This is a genomic window from Acinetobacter lwoffii (assembly GCF_024129685.1).
Lineage (GTDB): Bacteria > Pseudomonadota > Gammaproteobacteria > Pseudomonadales > Moraxellaceae > Acinetobacter > Acinetobacter lwoffii_X.
In genome coordinates this window covers 1-19,744 of the sequence record NZ_JAMXXL010000021.1, presented here as the reverse complement: position 1 = coordinate 19,744, position 19,744 = coordinate 1, and the positions used below count along the sequence as shown (strand labels likewise).

Here is a 19,744-nt window from a genome sequence, read left to right as displayed (position 1 = left end):
TATGATTCGAAGGTATTTTTTTATTCTCTCTATCGTTTTTCCAGATCATTTCTAGAAATGAAAAATGAAGCAGGCATAAAAAATCCCTCCGAAGAGGGATTTTCTCATTCAATATATCAGCACTTAAGCAAGCAGCAAACTATTAATCCGCTTGACATATTCAGCAGGATTTTCTGGTAATCCACCTTCTGCAATCACCGCTTGGTCGAAGATCACATTGGCCAGATCATCAAACTGCGCTGAGCCATCCAGTTTTTTCACCAACGGATGTCCCGGGTTAATTTCCAGAATCGGCTTGATATCCGGCACAGGTTGACCCGCATCTTTCAGCATACGAATCAGCTGTGGAGACAATTCACCTTCGCCAGTCACCAGACAAGCCGGAGAATCGACCAGACGCGTCGTCACCCGCACTTCTTTGGTCTTGTCTTTTAATGAATCCGTCAACTTATCCACCACCGGTTTAAACTGGGCTGCGGCTTCTTCAAGGGCTTTCTTCTCTTCCGCATCCTGAAGGTCACCTAAGTCAACCGCACCCTTAGATACGTTTTGCAATGGTGTACCATCGAACTCATTCACGAAGTTCATCGCCCATTCATCCACGCGTTCAGTCATCAACAGAACTTCAATGCCTTTTTTCTTGAACAGTTCCAGTTGTGGTGAATTTTTCGCAGCATTCAGACTATCTGCAGTCACATAATAAATGGCTTTCTGCCCATCTTTCATACGTGCTTTATAGTCTGCCAATGATGTGCTGACTTCATCATTGGTCGACGTCGCATAACGCAGCAGTTTTAAGATACGTTCACGGTTACTGAAATCTTCGCCCAGACCTTCTTTCAATACTGAAGCAAATTCCTGATAGAAGGTCTTGAAATTTGCCTGATCTTTTTCATCTTCAGATTTAGCCAGATTATCCAAAATGGTCAGGATACGGCGGGTATTGCCTTCACGGATGGTTTTTACATCACGGCTTTCTTGCAGTAATTCACGGCTCACGTTCAATGGCAGATCGGCACTGTCCACCACACCTTGCACAAAGCGCAGATAGTTTGGAATCAGGTTATCTGCATCATCCATAATGAACACGCGTTTCACATACAGTTTGATACCAGCTTTGGATTCACGGGTGAAAATATCATGTGGCGCTTTGCTTGGAATATATAATAACTGGGTATATTCAGTGCTGCCCTCAACCCGATTATGCGCCCAAGCCAATGGCGCTGCGAAATCATGGCTTAAGTTCTTGTAGAACTCGACATACTGCTCTTCAGTGATTTCAGACTTGTTACGAGTCCATAATGCACTGGCTGAGTTAATGGCTTCCCACTCATCGGTTTTGACATATTGGCCACCTTGAGCAGTTTCACCTTCAGCCGCTTCTTCTTCCTGCCAGACTTCTTTTTGCATCTGGATTGGCAGGCTGATGTGGTCTGAATATTTATTGATAATCTGCTTCACTTTATAGCTTTGCAAATAATCTAGCGCATCGTCACGGAGATGCAAAATAATATCGGTACCACGTCCTTGTTTCGTGATCTGTTCAACTTCGAACTCACCGGTTCCGCCACTGATCCAGCGCACCCCTTCAGAGACATCTGTGCCAGCACGACGCGACTCTACCGTGATCTTGTCAGCCACAATAAAACCGGAATAGAAACCGACACCAAACTGGCCAATTAGCTGGGCATCAGCTTTTTGATCGCCGGTCAGTTTGGACATAAAGTCTTTGGTGCCTGATTTGGCAATAGTCCCTAAATTATCAATAGCTTCCTGTTCGCTTAAGCCGATCCCGTTATCTGAAATGGTAATGGTTTTATTGTCTGCATCCAGACTGACACGAACGCGCAGATCCGGATCATTTTCATAAAATTCGGGATGGTTAATCCCTTCAAAACGTAATTTGTCGCATGCATCTGAGGCATTCGAGATCAATTCGCGTAGGAAAATTTCAGGGTTTGAATAAAGCGAATGGGTCACGAGATGTAGTAACTGAGCCACTTCAGCCTGGAAACTATGTTTTTGTGCGCTAGACTCGCTCATTAATCACTCCTTTTATTTTAAATACAGGTCAATACTGTTGCCTATATGAATGGAGTGAGTTGCTAAATTTTCAATAGCCAGTTGTATATTTTTTCTCAAGATACTTTATAAAGGATCGTTTGATCTAAAATGGCTTGGATTTGTAAAGGCTTAGGTTTAAGTCCTAATAAGGCCCAAGCTTATAAATACGTTGAAATTGCAGGTCTATTTGCTGCTGGCGCATATTATAAACCTGACTCAGACAAGACACAGATTCCTGACAGCGGTCACGAAACTGTAGCCATTTCACCTGATCGCGCTGGATCACCGAGCGGGTTCCCATAGGCACCATACGGCGCAAAATATGATAGCTGGTGCTCATCTTGACATCGGCATCATTGAGCAGACGATGTTCACAAATCGCTTTCTCTGTCACGGTTTCAGTTTTCTGACAATCAAAACTCGCCGCATAGGCAGACCCTGCCAGCAGGCTGAAGAAGATTAAAATACCTTGGTTTAAAAACCTCATGCTGATCTTCCTTATTATTCAATTATTAAGTCGTATTCAATTAATATTTACTTTATTCATTTTAATATAGTTGAACATTGCCGATCTGCTCAATTTCAATAAGTTATAAATCGTTGTTATTTTGAAAAAAAAGTCTCATTCAAGATGAGACTTTTTTGTTGAGCAAGGTTAGAATTTAGAACTTGTAGCTATAACCGATCGTGTAAACCCAAGGATCAATATTCAAGTCGAATTTAGTATTATCAGCATCATCTAAAGTCACTTCAGGACTCAAATCTGCATAGCGCACGTCAGCAAATACCCCCCAGTTTTTGGCATCGGCTGGCTGATAATTAAAACCGACCTGACCTGCCAAACCAAATTCCTCTTTCACATCTTTAGCCAGACCTTCTTCATCCCAAGCAATAAAAGCTGTGCCACCTACACCAATATATGGCGTAAAACGTGTTGCATTTTTAAAGTTATATTTAGCAGTAATTGTAGGCGGCAGATGTTTGATCTTAGCCACCTTACCCACACCTTGAAGAGAAATATCGTGATTAAATGGCGTGGCTAATAAAAGTTCTGCAGAGATATTGTCATTAAAGAAGTATTCGACCGAAGGCGTAAAACCATATTCTTGATCCGCTTCTACGACTAAACCTGGTGCAATTTCAGTGTCACTTGATGGTGCTAAAGAACTGGCACCAACTTTCACCTGCCATTGACCTGCCATCGCAGATGCAGAAAGACCCATTAATGCAATTAGAGCTACTTGCTTTAACATTTTAAAATACCCACAGGAAGAATAATTATTAAGAAAATAAATCTTAATTAATAATAAACACGAGGGAAAATAATATGCAATAAGGATTATAAAACTAATTTTTAATTATTATTTAACATACTGATTTAAAAAATAATTTATTTTAAATTGACTAGATTGGTTGGTTTTAAATACCCAGTATATTAATCGGATAAACATGAATTTATTCAGACTAAAATAATCAGGTTTATATTAATTTTTATTTAAACATATATTTTAAATACATCTTATTATTTATTTTAAATCCAGATAAATCTGCTCCAATAGTTATCAGAGCAGATTGAAATTTACTTACAGAACCATGGCTGCAATCCACCCAAAGATGATAAGCGGAATATTAAAATGAATGAAGGTTGGAACCACACTATCCTTCATATGGTCATGCTGACCATCCATATTCAGACCGGATGTTGGGCCTAGAGTTGAATCTGACGCTGGAGAGCCGGCATCGCCTAAAGCCGCCGCAGTCCCGATAATCGCAATGGTCGCAGCCGGGCTGAAACCAAACTGGATACACAGCGGTACATAGATGATGGCCAGAATCGGCACGGTTGAAAATGATGAACCAATGCCTAGGGTAATCAACAGGCCGATGAGCAACATCAGGAACGCTGCCAGTGCCTGACTGTCACCAATCCAGTTGACCGATGCTTCAACCAGTGCAGGTACCTGATTGGTCGCTTCAATCACGGCGGCAAAACCTTGTGCTGCAATCATGATAAAGCCGACCAGCGCCATCATGCGCATACCGGTAATGATCACATCATCCGCTTCTTTCCACTTGAAAATGCCGGCACAGCTTAGAATCGCAACACCGACTAAACCTGCCAGAATCATTGAATCTGAATACAGCTGTACAGCCAATGTTGCTACGACTGCAAGGCCGGCCATCCAGATGGTGAATTTCGAAATTTCAGGTTTAAGGTTTTGCTCTACTCCGAGTTCAGCAGAAATACTTTGCTGTTCTTCGACATGAATATCTTTATAGAGACGTGGTTTACGGTAAGAGAAGAAAATGGCAATCAACAACCCGACAAGCATGCCAATGACCGGAATGACCATTGCAGAGGGAATCTGATCATAAGTAATTTCAAAACCATAAGGCTTACCAAAGGTATTGATGTTATGACCTAGAATATCATTCAGGAAGATCGCGCCAAAACCGACTGGAATGAGCATATAGGTGGCAACCAGACCAAAGGTCAGCAAACAGGCCACCAAACGGCGATCCAGTTGTAAATGGTTAAATACAATCAATAGCGGCGGAATCAGTACCGGAATGAAGGCAATATGCACGGGAATGACGTTCTGCGAGAACACGGCTGCAATAGCAACCGTGAAGAAGATCAGATATTTCACCCGGTTTTGCGCTTTAAAATCGGCCTCACCTTTTAAGGTGCTGATCATTTTATAAGCCAGTAAATCCGGTAAACCCGAACGCGCCAGAGCCAAAGCAAATGCACCTAAAATACCGTAAGCCAAGGCAATTTTGGCACCACCACCCAAACCATTGTTAAACGCGTCCAAGGTTCCCTGCAGGCCCAGACCTGCCAATAAACCACCTGTAACAGCACCAATGACCAGGGCAAAAACCACAGGTACACGTGCCAACGAGAGTCCGAACATGACTCCAATAGCAGCAAGAATTGCGAACATAATGAATCGGAATAGAGAGAAAGCGGCTATTTTATCAGAAAATGCGGATAAAAATTCCGCCACTTTTTTCTGGTGGGTTCATGTTTCGCGGAGTGGCCTATCAAGTGATGACAACAGATTTACGCTGAATAAACTCATCAATCAATTGAGCCACTTGCTCCGGCTGACTTAGAATCGCCCAGTGATTGGCAGCCAGTTCTACTTTGGAGAAGTCATCCGCCCATTTGGACATCTCATCGACCAGATCTGGCCCGACAAACTGGTCATATTTCAGCACAATTGCCTGTACCGGACAGATGGCAAAACGCTGCCGTGGTTGAGTTAAGCGTGGCAAAAAATTGGCCCGGTACAGGTTCACACCATATTTGCCATCTTTGACAATATGCGTGTTGAGTGGCAGATTATCGTGTCTTTCCAGTTGCTGCACGATCTTGCTCCAACGCTGCGGATTAAAAAAATTCCAGGCCAATGGCGCCACCAAGGGCAACTGAAACACAGCAATATACCAGGACTTGCTCATTTGCTTTAAGAATTTTGCCTTGTTTTGCTGGAACTGTTCACGCATCCAGAAAGCGGCATGATCCAGACATGGTCCAGACAAGGTGCTATAAGACAGAATTCGTCCTTTGAAGCGTGGATCGGTGACAGATTCCCAGGACTGAATTGAGCCCCAGTCATGCGCGGCCAGATGAAAAGCTCGATTCGGCAATATCTTATTCACCACCTCATCCAGATCCTGACTTAAACGGGCCAAGCGGTAATCGGAGATTTTTTTGGGAATACTGGACTCCCCTGCGCCACGGACATCATAGGTCACCACAAAATAATCCTGACTCAAATGAGCAATGACTGGCTCCCAAACCGCTTGATGATCAGGATAGCCATGAACCAGTACCAAGGCCGGCTGTTCTGGTTGTCCATAAGTTTTGACACAGAGACGCTGCTGATCCGTCGTATCGACCCATTGCATGTGCATTTCCATCTTTTGATCCTGTTTTTATTATTGACCACTTAGTTTATAAATCGGCATGATTGATCAATGCCAGCGCATTTTTGTTGCTCTAGTATGCATAATCACAGCCGCAAAAAGAATGTCAGTATGAGCCTATTCCAGAAAATTCAAAAACTGCCTCTGGTTTCAAAATTTATTCTGAACCGCTATGCCCCTTATCGTGGTGCAGGCATTGAAATTAATAAGATTGATTTTAATAATTATCACGTTCGGGTCAAAATGCCGCTGACCCGTAAAAACCAGAATATTGTCGGTGTGCATTTTGGTGGCAGCCTGTATTCGATGGTCGATCCCTTTTACATGTTATTGCTGATGCATCATTTGGGGCCGAAATATCTGGTCTGGGATAAAGGCGCCAGCATTCAGTTTTTGGCACCGGGTCGCGGCACAGTGGTGGCGGACATTCGGATTTCTGCTGAAGAAATTGCCACGATTATCAATCTGGCAGCCGATAATGCGCCAGTGTATCGACATTATCAGCTGAATATTTATGATGAAGCCGGGGTCAGAATTGCCGAAGTAGAAAAAACAGTATATATCCGGCGTAAACAGAGCAAAGGGAAAATTAACGCTCCTAAATAAGATAAAAGCGCCACATTGGCGCTTTTAAATCTAGATGAATCTGAAGTGACTTTCGACTTAACGACGACGGTTATCCTGTTCAATCGCAGCACCGGCACCACCACCGATTGCGCCACCGATTGCAGCACCCGCATTACCACCGAAGATGCTTTTACCGACTGCGGAACCAACAGCACCACCTACACCACTATAGGTCGCATTACGGTTTGAACCGCCTTGGGATTTACTACCCACTGCAGCACCGGCACCACCACCAACAGCTGCACCAACGCCACCGCCGACTTTATTACCAACACCACCACCGACTGCACCACCAAGGGCCGCAGCACCGATCCGTTGCTCATTGGCAGACATACTTTCACAACCCGCCAACATAAAGGTGGAAAGAGTGGCAACTGCCATAACACCTATTAATTTTTTCATGACCTTGGCCTTCCTGTCTTGCTTTAATTAAGCTTATCTTCATTTTATGAAACTAAAATCTGTAGCGTGTTACTTCTCTCGGTATTCCTGCTGAGTTTTGTAAATATCAATGGATTATTCTTCTGTTCAAGCTGTCTTATTTATAAATTTTAGACAAAAAAAGACGCCCGAAGGCGTCTCTTTTCTCAGCTTTAACTCGAATTAGAATTCTTCGTTAAATGCCTGGCTAAGCGCTTGGTCTACATCAGAGAAGTCATTGTGCAGTTCAAATTCTGCAGCTTCTGCTTCTTGACGACGACGCTCCAGGTGGTAAGCCAAACCTGTACCCGCTGGGATCAGGCGACCTACAACTACGTTCTCTTTCAAGCCACGTAAGTCATCTTCTTTACCTGTTACAGCCGCTTCAGTTAACACACGCGTGGTTTCCTGGAACGATGCAGCAGAGATGAACGAGTCAGTAGAAAGCGATGCTTTGGTAATACCCATCAATTGACGTTCAAACTTCGCAGGGAACTTGTTTTGTGCAAGAACTGCTTGGTTTTCTTGAACAACGCGGATGTAATCCACTTGTTCGCCTTTGATAAAGCTGGTATCGCCGCCATCAGTGATATCAACTTTACGCAGCATTTGACGTACGATGACTTCAATATGCTTGTCGTTGATTTTTACACCTTGCAGACGATATACGTCCTGAACTTCGTTCACGATGTAGTTTGTAAGCGCAACTTCGCCTTTCAAACGTAAGATATCGTGCGGGTTCTGTGGACCATCAGAAATAGTTTCACCACGGTTCACATGTTCGCCTTCGAACACGTTAATCGTACGCCATTTCGGAATCAGCTCTTCATAAATCTCAGAGCCATCATCCGGCGTAATCACCAGACGGTTCTTACCTTTGGTCTCTTTACCAAAGCTTACAACACCCGACACTTCTGCAAGGATTGCATGCTCTTTTGGCTTACGTGCTTCGAACAAGTCAGCTACACGCGGCAGACCACCGGTAATATCACGGGTACGTGAAGTTTCTTGTGGTACACGACCGATGACATCACCGACACCAATCGTTTCGCCATCGCGAACAGAAAGAATCGTGTTCTGTGGCAGGAAGTAGAACTGTTCACCACCATCAACGGTATCCAACACAACAGCAGGACGCAAATCTTTACCTGACGCAGGACGTGAAGTCACTGGCAAGATTTCAATGGTTGACATACCTGTTGCATCATCAGTTTTAGAAGTAACCGTCACGCCATCAGCAATCTGGCTGAAACGTACTTTACCAGCAACTTCTGTTACCAATGGATGTGTATGCGGATCCCAAGTCGCCACAATACCGCCTGCTTCTACAGCTTCGCCATCTTTCAGCAAGATAGACGCACCGTAAGGCAGTTTATAGCGCTCGCGCTCACGACCTAAATCATCCGCAATACCGATTTCACCTGAACGTGAAGTCGACACCAAATGACCTTTGGCATGTTGTACTGTTTTCACGTTGTGGAAACGTACTGTACCTTGGTTACGAACTTGTACACTGTTTGCAGCAGAAGTTCGGCTCGCAGCACCACCGACGTGGAAGGTACGCATCGTTAACTGTGTACCTGGCTCACCAATCGATTGAGCTGCCATTACACCAACAGACTCACCCGGGTTCACCTGATGACCACGTGCTAGGTCACGACCGTAACATTTCGCACATACACCGAAGGTAGACGCACAGTTCACGACTGAACGTACTTTAATTTCGTCGACACCCTGGCTTTCGATAAACGTCGCCAATTTCTCGTCAATTAACGTATTACGTGGAAGCAGAACTTCGTCTGTACCTACACGTTTCACATCTTCAGCAACCACACGACCCAATACTCGTGCACCCAGGTTTTCGATGACATCGCCACCTTGAATGAACGGAGTCATGACCAGACCGTCATACGTACCACAATCCGGCTCGGTAATGACCAAGTCTTGCGCAACGTCTACCAGACGACGAGTCAAGTAACCAGAGTTCGCAGTCTTCAATGCTGTATCGGCCAAACCTTTACGCGCACCGTGTGTCGAGATGAAGTACTGAAGTACGGTCAAACCTTCACGGAAGTTCGCTTTAATAGGCGTTTCAATGATCGAGCCATCCGGCTTCGCCATCAAACCACGCATACCCGCCAACTGACGAATCTGAGCTGCCGAACCACGGGCACCTGAGTCAGACATCATATAGATCGAGTTGAATGATTTTTGCTTCTCGTCTTCACCCTGTTTGTTTTTAACAGTCGTGAATGACAAGTTGTCCATCATCGCTTTAGCAACCTGGTCATTGGTACGCGCCCAAATATCGACCACTTTGTTATAACGCTCGCCAGCAGTTACGAAACCTTGTTCGAACTGTTGTTCGATTTCACGAACTTCAGCTTCCGCTTTACCAATAATTGCTTGTTTTTGCGGTGGAATAACCATGTCTTCCATACCGACAGATACACCTGAACGCGTCGCTTGACGGAAGCCCAAGTACATCAACTGGTCAGCGAAGATAACAGTATCTTTCAGACCCAATTTACGGTAGCAAGAGTTAATTAACTTCGAGATATTTTTCTTGGTCATCTCAACGTTAATTTGCTGGAAATCCATACCTTCAGGCACAACTTCCCAAAGTAGGCAACGACCAGGCGTCGTATCTACAATAATGGTTTGCTGTTCACGGTTACCATCTTCGTCGATCACAGTCTGGTGTACACGTGCTTTAACGCGAGCGTGTAGATCAACCTGACCTGTTGCCAGTGCACGGTTTACTTCGTGAGTATCCGCGAACACCATGCCCTCACCTTTGGCATTGATTGCATCACGCGTGATGTAATACAAGCCCAAGACAACGTCCTGAGACGGTACGATGATGGGCTCACCGTTCGCTGGAGACAAGATGTTGTTGGTCGACATCATTAACGCACGAGCTTCAAGCTGAGCTTCAAGTGTTAATGGTACGTGTACCGCCATTTGGTCACCATCGAAGTCGGCGTTAAACGCAGCACATACGAGTGGGTGTAGACGGATCGCTTTACCTTCGATCAGGATCGGTTCAAATGCTTGAAGACCCAAACGGTGAAGAGTTGGCGCACGGTTCAACATCACTGGATGTTGACGAATCACGTGAGCAAGAACGTCCCAAACTTCTGGAGTCTCGCGCTCAACCATTTTCTTCGCAGCTTTAATGGTGGTTGCTTGACCAGAAGCTTGTAGTTTCGCAAAGATGAATGGCTTGAACAGTTCAAGGGCCATTTTCTTAGGAAGACCACATTGGTGCAAACGCAGGTTTGGACCAACAGTAATGACCGAACGACCAGAGTAATCAACACGCTTACCAAGTAAGTTTTGACGGAAACGACCTTGCTTACCTTTGATCATGTCTGCCAAAGATTTAAGCGGACGCTTGTTCGAACCGGTAATTGCACGACCACGACGACCGTTATCCAGCAATGCATCTACAGACTCTTGTAACATACGTTTTTCGTTACGTACGATGATGTCTGGCGCTGCAAGGTCAAGAAGACGCTTCAAACGGTTGTTACGATTGATCACACGACGATAAAGATCGTTCAGGTCAGAAGTCGCGAAACGACCACCTTCAAGTGGTACAAGCGGACGGAGGTCTGGTGGAAGAACTGGAAGTACAGTTAACACCATCCATTCTGGCTTGTTGTTCGAATCGTTGAATGCTTCCATCAACTTCAAACGCTTAGACGCTTTTTTCAGCTTGGTTTCTGAAGTTGTAACAGGAATTTCTTCACGAAGACGTGCAATTTCAGCTTCAAGATCGATGTCTTTCAACAAGTCTTGAACCGCTTCAGCACCCATTTTCGCTGTGAATTCATCACCGTGTTCTTCTAATGCATTGAAGTATTCTTCATCATTTAGAAGTTGGTATTTCTCAAATGGAGTCATACCCGGATCGGTCACTACATAAGATTCGAAATACAATACACGTTCAATATCACGTAGCGTCATGTCTAATAATAGACCGATACGGCTAGGCAATGATTTCAAGAACCAGATGTGTGCAACTGGAGAAGCCAGCTCGATGTGACCCATACGTTCACGACGAACTTTCGCAGTTGTTACTTCAACGCCACATTTTTCACAAATGACGCCTTTGTATTTCATACGCTTGTATTTACCACACAAGCATTCGTAATCTTTCACTGGACCAAAGATTTTGGCACAGAACAAACCATCACGTTCAGGCTTGAACGTACGATAGTTAATGGTTTCTGGCTTTTTAACTTCACCGTGAGACCATGACTTAATCATTTCTGGTGACGCAAGACCAATACGGATGCGGTCAAACTCTACTGGAGCATGACCGTCTGAATCCGTCTTTTTGCGCATGATATCGAGCAAGTCTTTCAATTTTTTTCTCCGTGTGTTGTGGAGATTTTCACTCAACAACTGGGTCACAAATATTGTTTTTTAACTGAATTGGGAATCCCAAGAATCCCCCTCAATCCCCCTTTGTTAAGGGGGGAAGCCCTTCTTTATCAAAGAGGGGTTTGGGGAGATTTAATGGAGATTCTTAGTCACCATTTTTCAGTTCAATGTTGATACCTAAAGAACGGATCTCTTTGGTCAATACGTTGAACGATTCAGGCATGCCCGGGTCCATATAATGGTTGCCATCCACAATGTTCTTGTAGATACGGGTACGGCCTTCAACGTCATCCGATTTCACAGTCAGCATTTCTTGTAGAGTATATGCTGCACCGTAAGCTTCTAGTGCCCAGACTTCCATCTCACCGAAACGCTGGCCACCGAATTGTGCTTTACCACCAAGCGGCTGTTGCGTTACTAGAGAGTAAGAACCAGTTGAACGCGCATGCATCTTGTCATCAACCAAGTGGTTCAGTTTCAGCATGTACATGTAACCAACAGTTACCGGACGATCGAAACGCTCACCAGTACGACCATCATATAATACGGTCTGACCAGTACTAGATAGGCCTGCAAGTTGTAACAACTCTTTGATCTGACCTTCTTCAGCACCATCGAATACAGGAGTAGCCAAAGGCACACCAGCACGCAAGTTGCCAGAAAGTTTCAAGATTTCCTCATCAGTCAAGCTATCAAGATCTTCTTGCTCGCCACCAACTTTGTTGTAAATCTTGTCTAGGAAATCACGAAGCTCAAGTACAGTACGTTGCTCTTTCATCATCTTGTCGATTTGATCGCCAAGACCTTTCGCCGCCATACCCAAGTGAGTTTCAAGAATCTGACCCACGTTCATACGCGATGGTACGCCAAGCGGGTTCAATACGATATCAACAGGTACGCCGTTGGCATCATGTGGCATGTCTTCTACCGGCAAGATGTTTGATACAACACCTTTGTTACCGTGACGACCCGCCATCTTATCACCCGGCTGGATGCGACGTTTTACAGCAAGATAAACTTTAACTACTTTCAATACGCCAGTCGTCAGTTCATCGCCTGTAGAAAGTTTGCGTTTTTTCTCAGCAAATTTCTCGTCAATTTCGAAGCTCTTCTCTTTCAAGAACACTTGAATTTGAGTTAAACGTTCAGCAATTGCTTCATCAACTGGTTGAATTTCAAGAAGATCAACAAGCTCTAAACCAGACAACACGTCTTCAGACAGTTTGTCGCCACGTTTAGTTGTACCGCCACCATTCGACTCTTGGCCATTCAGTAGACGGATTACACGTTCACGTGCAGCTTCTTCGAAGATTTTAAATTCTTCTTTCAAGTCTTTACGGTATGCGTCCAATTGTGCTTTTTCAATTGCTTGAGCACGTTCGTCTTTTTCAAGACCGTCACGTGTAAACACTTGAACGTCAATCACAGTACCTTTTGTACCTGATGGAACGCGTAAAGATGAGTCTTTTACGTCAGCCGCTTTTTCACCGAAGATTGCACGTAGCAATTTTTCTTCTGGAGTAAGCTGTGTTTCACCTTTAGGGGTTACTTTACCTACAAGGATGTCCCCAGCAGTTACTTCAGCACCGATGTAAACAATACCTGACTCGTCCAGTTTAGACAGAGCAGCTTCACCTACGTTCGGAATATCAGCAGTGATTTCTTCCGCACCCAGTTTGGTATCACGTGCAACACATGACAATTCCTGGATATGAATAGACGTTAAACGGTCTTCCTGAAGTACACGCTCAGAAAGTAAGATCGAGTCTTCGTAGTTGTAACCATTCCAGGTCATGAACGCAACGCGCATGTTTTGACCCAGTGCCAGCTCACCGCCATCAGTCGATGGACCATCAGCCAGGACATCACCACGACCCACTTTATCGCCCAGGTTCACAAGAACTTTCTGGTTGATACAAGTGTTCTGGTTCGAACGGGTGTACTTGATCAGGTTGTAGATATCTACACCTGCTTCACCTGCGATCATTTCGTCTTCATTCACACGAATAACCACACGAGACGCATCAACAAACTCGATACGACCACCACGTTGAGCGATCACACATACACCTGAGTCATGTGCTACGTTCGCTTCCATACCGGTACCAACAAGCGGCTTGTCAGCAATCAACGTCGGAACTGCCTGACGTTGCATGTTCGAACCCATTAATGCACGGTTGGCATCATCGTGTTCTAGGAATGGAATCAGTGACGCTGCTACAGATACGACCTGCTGAGCAGATACATCCATATGCGTTACTTTTTCAGGAGGAATACGTACGAAGTCACCTTGATGACGTACAGATACAAACTCTTCTGTTAAGTTACCATCTTTATCCATTGCAGAATCGGCCTGTGCAATGACAGTGCCTACTTCTTCAATCGCAGACAGGTATTCAACTTCATCTGTTACACGACCATCAACCACTTTACGGTATGGGGTTTCCAGGAAACCAAAGTTGTTACATTTCGCATAAACAGAAAGCGAGTTGATCAAACCAATGTTTGGACCTTCCGGTGTTTCAATTGGACATACACGACCGTAATGAGTTTGATGTACGTCACGTACTTCAAAGCCTGCACGTTCACGCGTCAAACCGCCGGGACCAAGCGCAGAAACACGACGTTTGTGCGTGATTTCAGACAATGGGTTGTTTTGGTCCATAAACTGAGACAACTGGCTTGAACCAAAGAACTCTTTGATTGCAGCAGCAACAGGCTTCGCATTGATCAAATCTTGCGGAGACAGGTTGTCAGTTTCAGCTTGTGATAAACGCTCTTTAACAGCACGTTCTACACGAACCAGACCTACACGGAATTGGTTTTCTGTCATTTCACCCACAGAACGAACACGACGGTTACCCAAGTGATCGATATCGTCGACTTCACCTTTACCGTTACGGATTTCAACTAATGTTTTTAATACATCAGTGATATCTTCGTTCGAGAGAATGCCTTCAACCTCACGTGACTTCTGGTCTGTACCGACTTCGTAAGGACGACCCAAACGACGGTTGAACTTCATACGACCCACTGGAGACAAGTCATAACGTTCAGAAGAGAAGAACAAGTTATTGAATAAGTTTTCAGCAGCTTCTTTTGTTGGTGGTTCGCCAGGACGCATCACTTTGTAGATTTCTACCAATGCTTCTTCACGATTGCTCGTTGTATCTGCACGTAGAGAATCTGCAACGAATGAACCGCGGTCGATATCATTAGTGAACAGAATATTGAACTGCTTCACGCCGCCTTCTGCAATTTTCACCATGATTTCATGGCTTAATACAGTATTGGCCGCAATCACATCACCATCTTTTAATGGGATATCTTCAGCAGTGATACGCTCATACAGGTACTCATCAGGCACTGCAAGTTTTTCAAGACCTGAAGCTTCCATTTGACGTACATGACGCGCATTGATACGTTTACCTTGCTCAACAATTGCCTTGCCATCCTTGTCCAGGATGTCAAATTGTGCCATTTCGCCACGCAAACGTTCAGGCACCAGGTCAATCTGGTAGCTACCCATGTCAAGATACACAGGTACTTTCTCGTAGAACATGTCGAGAATGTTTTCGTTGCTATAACCCAAGGCACGGAGTACCACAGTCGCAAGCAATTTACGACGACGGTCAATACGTACATAGACGAGGTCTTTGGCATCGAATTCAAAGTCTAACCATGAACCACGGTAAGGAATGATACGTGCTGAATAAAGGACTTTACCACTTGAGTGAGTCTTGCCTTTATCGTGGTCAAAGAATACGCCTGGTGAACGGTGTAATTGTGACACGATCACACGCTCGGTACCGTTAATTACAAAGGTACCGTTATCCGTCATCAATGGCATTTCGCCCATATAGACTTCTTGTTCACGTACGTCTTTAATTGACTTCGTTTCACGATCTTTCAGGATCAAACGAATTTTTACACGCATTGGTGCTGCATAAGTTGAGCCACGAAGGATACATTCGCGTACATCAAACTCAGGCTTACCAAGACTATACTCAACAAATTCTAAAGCAGCATTGCCAGAATAACTTTCAATAGGAAAAACTGAACGAAATGCGGCTTGGAGACCGATATCTTCGCGGTTTTTTGGTGATTTGCCATCTTGTAAGAATGTTCTGTACGAGTCGACTTGAATCGCGAGCAAGTACGGAGCATCCATGACGCTAGGCAATTTACCAAAATTCTTACGGATCCGTTTCTTTTCGGTATATGAGTATGCCATCTGGAGTCCTCGGAAAGTGTAAACCAAGCCCGCCTGCAGAACGGGCTCAGAAGGAATTACGCTGGCCGATATGGCCACCACTCTTTACAAATGCTGCAATTTTTAGTGGTATTAAAACGCTTATCAATATTTTTTAATGAAAAATATTGGTAAACGTTTGTTCATTATGTTTATTTTCAATTTGTATGATTTTTATATCATGCAAACAAAAATCGAGCCGATTATTGTAACGCAAAAAGGCTGATGACCCAAGAGCCATCAGCCAATTTTTGGAGCCGATTATAAAAAACCGGCTCCCTTAAGAAATTACTTAAGAGTAACTGTAGCACCAGCTTCTTCAAGTTTCTTCTTAAGCTCTTCGCCTTCTTCTTTAGAAACGCCTTCTTTAAGAACTGCAGGAGCGCCTTCAACCATGTCTTTAGCTTCTTTCAAGCCAAGGCCAGTCGCTTCACGAACTGCTTTAATTACAGCAACTTTGTTCGCGCCGAAAGAAGTCAATTCAACATTGAATTCAGTTTGTTCTTCAGCAGCAGCAGCAGCTGGACCAGCAGCAACAGCTACAGCAGCAGCAGATACATTGAATTTCTCTTCGAAAGCAGAGATAAGTTCAACAAGTTCAAGAACAGTTTTTTCAGCAACTGCGTTTAGGATTTCTTCGTTTGTTAAAGCCATGAGATTAACTCCAAATGGGTATTGAATGATGTGTGTTTAAGTTTGAGCTTAAGCAGCTTCTGACTCGTTTTTCTCTTGAAGCGCTGTAAGTAAGCGGCCCAATTTCGAAATAGGAGCTTGAAGAACGTTTGCAAGCATAGTAAGCGCTTTCTCTTGGTTCGGAAGATTCGCGATTACGCTAACTTCTGCACCTTGATAAAGTTTGCCATCAAATGCAGCAGCTTTAAGTTCAAATGCTTTATTAGTTTTAGCGAATTCTTCGAACAAACGTGCAGCAGCACCCATGTCGTCTTCAGAATTCGAGAAAGCTAAGATTGTTGGGCCAACAAGGTTGTCGTTCAAGATATTGAATTGAGTATCTTGAAGAGCACGTTTAGCCAAAGTGTTACGAACGATACGTGTAGTAACACCAAGTTTACGCGCTTCAACACGTAGAGTAGTTAACTGCTCTACAGTCAAACCTTGGTAGTCAGCAACAACAGCAGCAAATGCAGTAGAAGCAACTTCAGCTACTTCAGCTACGATCTGTTTTTTGCCTTCGATAAGAAGAGCCATTGTAAAACCTCCTAACGGTGATTTATGTACTTACGCGAAGTACACTCCCAATTCGCAAGACCATCACTGGACTCACACGCGGAGGATGAACAAATCACACCACCGCGTCTACGCAGGCTGGGCTATTAAGAGAGAAGCATAAAACTCCCCTCGCCCGCGGTCTTTGACGCTGATAAATTTTCATTTACCAATTCAAAGTTTGCCTAAATTATCCCCTCTCCTTTTAGGAGAGGGCTAGGGAGAGGTTTAACCCTCTTCCCGACCTTCTCCCAGAGGGAGAAGGAGACATCTTCAGGGCTTTAAAATTCTGTAATAAGTCGAGACTTATTTAGAAACGTTTGCTACATCAACGATCAAACCAGGGCCCATAGTTGAGCTCAAAGTGATCTTTTGAATGTATACGCCTTTAGACGTAGCAGGTTTCAAACGCTTCAAGTCAGCAACAAGTGCTTCAACGTTTTGACGAACAGCAGCAGCTTCAAAACCTACTTGACCGATCGCAGCATGGATAATACCAGCTTTATCTACGCGGTAACGTGCTTGACCAGCTTTTGCATTTTTAACTGCAGTAGCAACGTCAGGAGTTACAGTACCCACTTTAGGGTTTGGCATTAAGCCACGTGGACCAAGGATCGTACCAAGTTTACCTACAACGCGCATTGCATCTGGAGCAGCAATTACTACGTCAAAGTCAAGGTTACCCGCTTGGATGCTTTCAGCAAGATCGTCGAAACCAACAACGTCTGCGCCTTCAGCTTTAGCAGCTTCAGCAGCAGCGCCTTGAGCGAATACAGCTACACGTACAGTTTTACCAGTACCTGCAGGAAGTGTAGTCGCGCCACGAACAACTTGGTCAGATTTACGAGGATCAACACCTAGGTTTACCGCGATATCTAGAGATTCTTTGAATTTAGGAGCTGGAAGGCTCTCTAAAACTGCAACAGCTTCTTCTAGCGTGTAAACTTTGTGCGCTTCTACAGCAGCTACAATCGCTTTTTGACGTTTAGTTAATTTAGCCATGTCTTAAAGCTCCACTTCCAAGCCCATAGAACGCGCAGAACCAGCAATGGTACGTACACGTGCGTCTAAATCAGCACCAGTCAAATCTGGTTCTTTAGTAGTCGCGATTTCTTCGATTTGAGCACGAGTCAACTTACCAACTTTAGTTTTGTTAGGTACAGCTGAACCCTTCTGGATACCAGCAGCTTTCTTAAGAAGAACAGCAGCAGGTGGAGTTTTCATGATGAATGTGAACGACTTGTCGTTGTACACAGTGATCACGACTGGAATTGGCAGACCAGCTTCAACTTTTTGTGTAGCAGCATTGAATTCTTTACAGAATGCCATGATGTTTACACCACGTTGACCTAGTGCAGGACCAATCGGTGGAGATGGATTCGCTTTACCAGCTGGAACTTGCAGCTTGATATAGCCGTCAATCTTCTTAGCCATTTCAAATTACCTCTGGGTGCAAACGCCGGTGAAGGCTCCCCAATGATTTCAAGTAACGATACCGTTACAACAACAATGCCTGACTTATAAATAAGTCAGGCGTTTTCAACCCATACAAATTAGACTGATTTTTCGACTTGACGAAATTCCAATTCAACTTGAGTTGGTCGGTTAAATACATTAATGGTCAGCGTTAAACGTGACTTTTCGTACTGAACTTCTTCCACCACACCTTTAAAGTCGGTGAATGGACCGTCAACCACGAGTAATTCTTCGCCTGGTTCAAACATCGTCTTAGGACGAGGTGCTTCGCCAGTATTGCGTACACGCGCAAGAATCGCATCTGCTTCTTTTTGCGTAATCGGTGCCGGTTTTTCAGCCGTACCACCAATAAAACCTAAAACTTTTGGACATTCTTTAACAATGTGCCAAGTATCATCGTTCATTTCCATTTCGACTAGGACATAGCCAGGAAAGAACTTACGCTCTGATTTACGCTTCTTGCCATCCTTCATTTCTACCACTTCTTCGGTAGGAACAAGGACTTCACCAAAGCTATCGGCAACAGCGCTACGCTGGATTCGATCATTAAGCGAACGCATCACTTGTTTTTCATAACCTGAATAGGCATGAATAATGTACCAACGTTTCATAGCTCTCTTACCCGATAATAAACTTCATTAACCAGCCTAAAATATAGTCAAAACACCACAATAAGATGGATGCAATTACGACTACAACAAGAACTTGCCAAGATGTGGACATCGTCTCTTGCTTGGTAGGCCAGGTCACTCGACGCAACTCAATTCGTGCATCTTTCAGCAGACGAATAAAGCCTTTGCCTTGATGGGTGGCGTATAATAAACCGAATGCTGCAACGATACAAGCCAAAATCACCCCAACGCGCACCCAAATATCATTCGCAGGTGCCCAGTACGCTGGTAAATATTGGTTTACCATCATTGCACCAACCAATAAAATCAAGGCGATAACCCATAGAACCATGTCTAATGGAGAACCAGAACTTACATCTACTGCAGGATTATTTCTTTGAGGAATTGCCGCTTCGCCTAATGCGTCGCGTGATTTTTCATTCGACATTTTTGTACTCGTCGTAGGTTTCGCGACTTATTATATGACCAATTTTGCCGACATCAAGCGTCTTTTTAGAAACTTGGCAGGTCAGGAGGGACTCGAACCCCCAACATTCGGTTTTGGAGACCGACGCTCTACCAATTGAACTACTGACCTGCAAAACAACAAGTTGGAGCCTAAACTCCAACCTGCTTGTCTTATTCTATGATTATGCAGTTACTTTAGCAACTACACCAGCACCAACTGTACGACCGCCTTCACGGATCGCAAAACGTAGACCTGGGTCCATTGCGATTG

The 19,744-nt window shown here is 44.3% G+C and carries 16 protein-coding genes and 1 tRNA gene; 1 reads left to right on the top strand and 16 read right to left on the bottom strand.

Going from position 1 to position 19,744, the window contains the following annotated elements; translation table 11 throughout:
* Positions 1-123 precede the first annotated feature (123 nt).
* The 5 genes from htpG to NI464_RS10715 form a co-directional block, all read right to left on the bottom strand.
* Positions 124-2,043, bottom strand: a complete 1,920-nt coding sequence (gene htpG / locus NI464_RS10735; RefSeq protein ID WP_253138358.1) for a molecular chaperone HtpG — start codon at positions 2,041-2,043, stop codon at positions 124-126.
* A 163-nt stretch (positions 2,044-2,206) separates the two neighbouring features.
* Positions 2,207-2,551, bottom strand: a complete 345-nt coding sequence (locus NI464_RS10730; protein WP_180087441.1) for a lysozyme inhibitor LprI family protein — start codon at positions 2,549-2,551, stop codon at positions 2,207-2,209.
* A 175-nt stretch (positions 2,552-2,726) separates the two neighbouring features.
* Positions 2,727-3,317 carry an OmpW/AlkL family protein gene (locus NI464_RS10725; protein ID WP_044111748.1) on the bottom strand — a complete coding sequence of 197 codons (591 nt, stop codon included), beginning with the start codon at positions 3,315-3,317 and terminating at the stop codon, positions 2,727-2,729.
* A 330-nt stretch (positions 3,318-3,647) separates the two neighbouring features.
* Positions 3,648-5,012, bottom strand: a complete 1,365-nt coding sequence (locus NI464_RS10720) for a Na+/H+ antiporter family protein (RefSeq protein WP_253138356.1) — start codon at positions 5,010-5,012, stop codon at positions 3,648-3,650.
* 100 nt (positions 5,013-5,112) lie between these two features.
* Positions 5,113-5,994 carry an alpha/beta fold hydrolase gene (locus NI464_RS10715; RefSeq protein ID WP_253138355.1) on the bottom strand — a complete coding sequence of 294 codons (882 nt, stop codon included), beginning with the start codon at positions 5,992-5,994 and terminating at the stop codon, positions 5,113-5,115.
* Between the two features lie 117 nt (positions 5,995-6,111).
* Between NI464_RS10715 and NI464_RS10710 the strand changes: the two genes are divergently transcribed.
* Complete coding sequence (locus NI464_RS10710; protein WP_253138353.1) at positions 6,112-6,606, top strand: DUF4442 domain-containing protein; 495 nt, start codon at positions 6,112-6,114, stop codon at positions 6,604-6,606.
* Between the two features lie 57 nt (positions 6,607-6,663).
* Here the strand turns inward: NI464_RS10710 and NI464_RS10705 are convergent, their stop codons facing one another.
* The 11 genes from NI464_RS10705 to NI464_RS10655 form a co-directional block, all read right to left on the bottom strand.
* Positions 6,664-7,029: a glycine zipper domain-containing protein gene (locus tag NI464_RS10705; RefSeq protein WP_247144068.1), complete on the bottom strand. Its 366-nt coding sequence runs from the start codon at positions 7,027-7,029 to the stop codon at positions 6,664-6,666.
* 201 nt (positions 7,030-7,230) lie between these two features.
* Positions 7,231-11,421, bottom strand: a complete 4,191-nt coding sequence (rpoC, locus tag NI464_RS10700) for a DNA-directed RNA polymerase subunit beta' (RefSeq protein ID WP_004278609.1) — start codon at positions 11,419-11,421, stop codon at positions 7,231-7,233.
* A gap of 163 nt (positions 11,422-11,584) precedes the next feature.
* A complete protein-coding gene (gene rpoB / locus NI464_RS10695; protein WP_005102827.1) occupies positions 11,585-15,673 on the bottom strand; it encodes a DNA-directed RNA polymerase subunit beta in 4,089 nt (1,362 codons plus the stop codon).
* A 306-nt stretch (positions 15,674-15,979) separates the two neighbouring features.
* A complete protein-coding gene (rplL, locus tag NI464_RS10690; RefSeq protein WP_004278611.1) occupies positions 15,980-16,345 on the bottom strand; it encodes a 50S ribosomal protein L7/L12 in 366 nt (121 codons plus the stop codon).
* Positions 16,346-16,393: 48 nt separating this feature from the next.
* Entirely contained in the window at positions 16,394-16,900 is a 507-nt protein-coding gene (gene rplJ / locus NI464_RS10685) for a 50S ribosomal protein L10 (RefSeq protein ID WP_004278612.1), read from the bottom strand.
* A gap of 324 nt (positions 16,901-17,224) precedes the next feature.
* Positions 17,225-17,920, bottom strand: a complete 696-nt coding sequence (gene rplA, locus NI464_RS10680; RefSeq protein ID WP_004278613.1) for a 50S ribosomal protein L1 — start codon at positions 17,918-17,920, stop codon at positions 17,225-17,227.
* A 3-nt stretch (positions 17,921-17,923) separates the two neighbouring features.
* Positions 17,924-18,352: a 50S ribosomal protein L11 gene (rplK, locus tag NI464_RS10675; RefSeq protein WP_004278614.1), complete on the bottom strand. Its 429-nt coding sequence runs from the start codon at positions 18,350-18,352 to the stop codon at positions 17,924-17,926.
* Positions 18,353-18,471: 119 nt separating this feature from the next.
* On the bottom strand, positions 18,472-19,005 hold the full coding sequence (gene nusG / locus NI464_RS10670; RefSeq protein ID WP_004278615.1) for a transcription termination/antitermination protein NusG: 534 nt from the start codon (positions 19,003-19,005) through the stop codon (positions 18,472-18,474).
* A gap of 7 nt (positions 19,006-19,012) precedes the next feature.
* Positions 19,013-19,453, bottom strand: a complete 441-nt coding sequence (gene secE / locus NI464_RS10665; protein WP_004278617.1) for a preprotein translocase subunit SecE — start codon at positions 19,451-19,453, stop codon at positions 19,013-19,015.
* 74 nt (positions 19,454-19,527) lie between these two features.
* Positions 19,528-19,603: transfer RNA gene (locus NI464_RS10660), tRNA-Trp, on the bottom strand.
* Positions 19,604-19,655: 52 nt separating this feature from the next.
* A partial coding sequence (locus NI464_RS10655; RefSeq protein WP_445585614.1) for an EF-Tu C-terminal domain-related protein occupies positions 19,656-19,744 on the bottom strand: 89 nt, incomplete at its 5' end.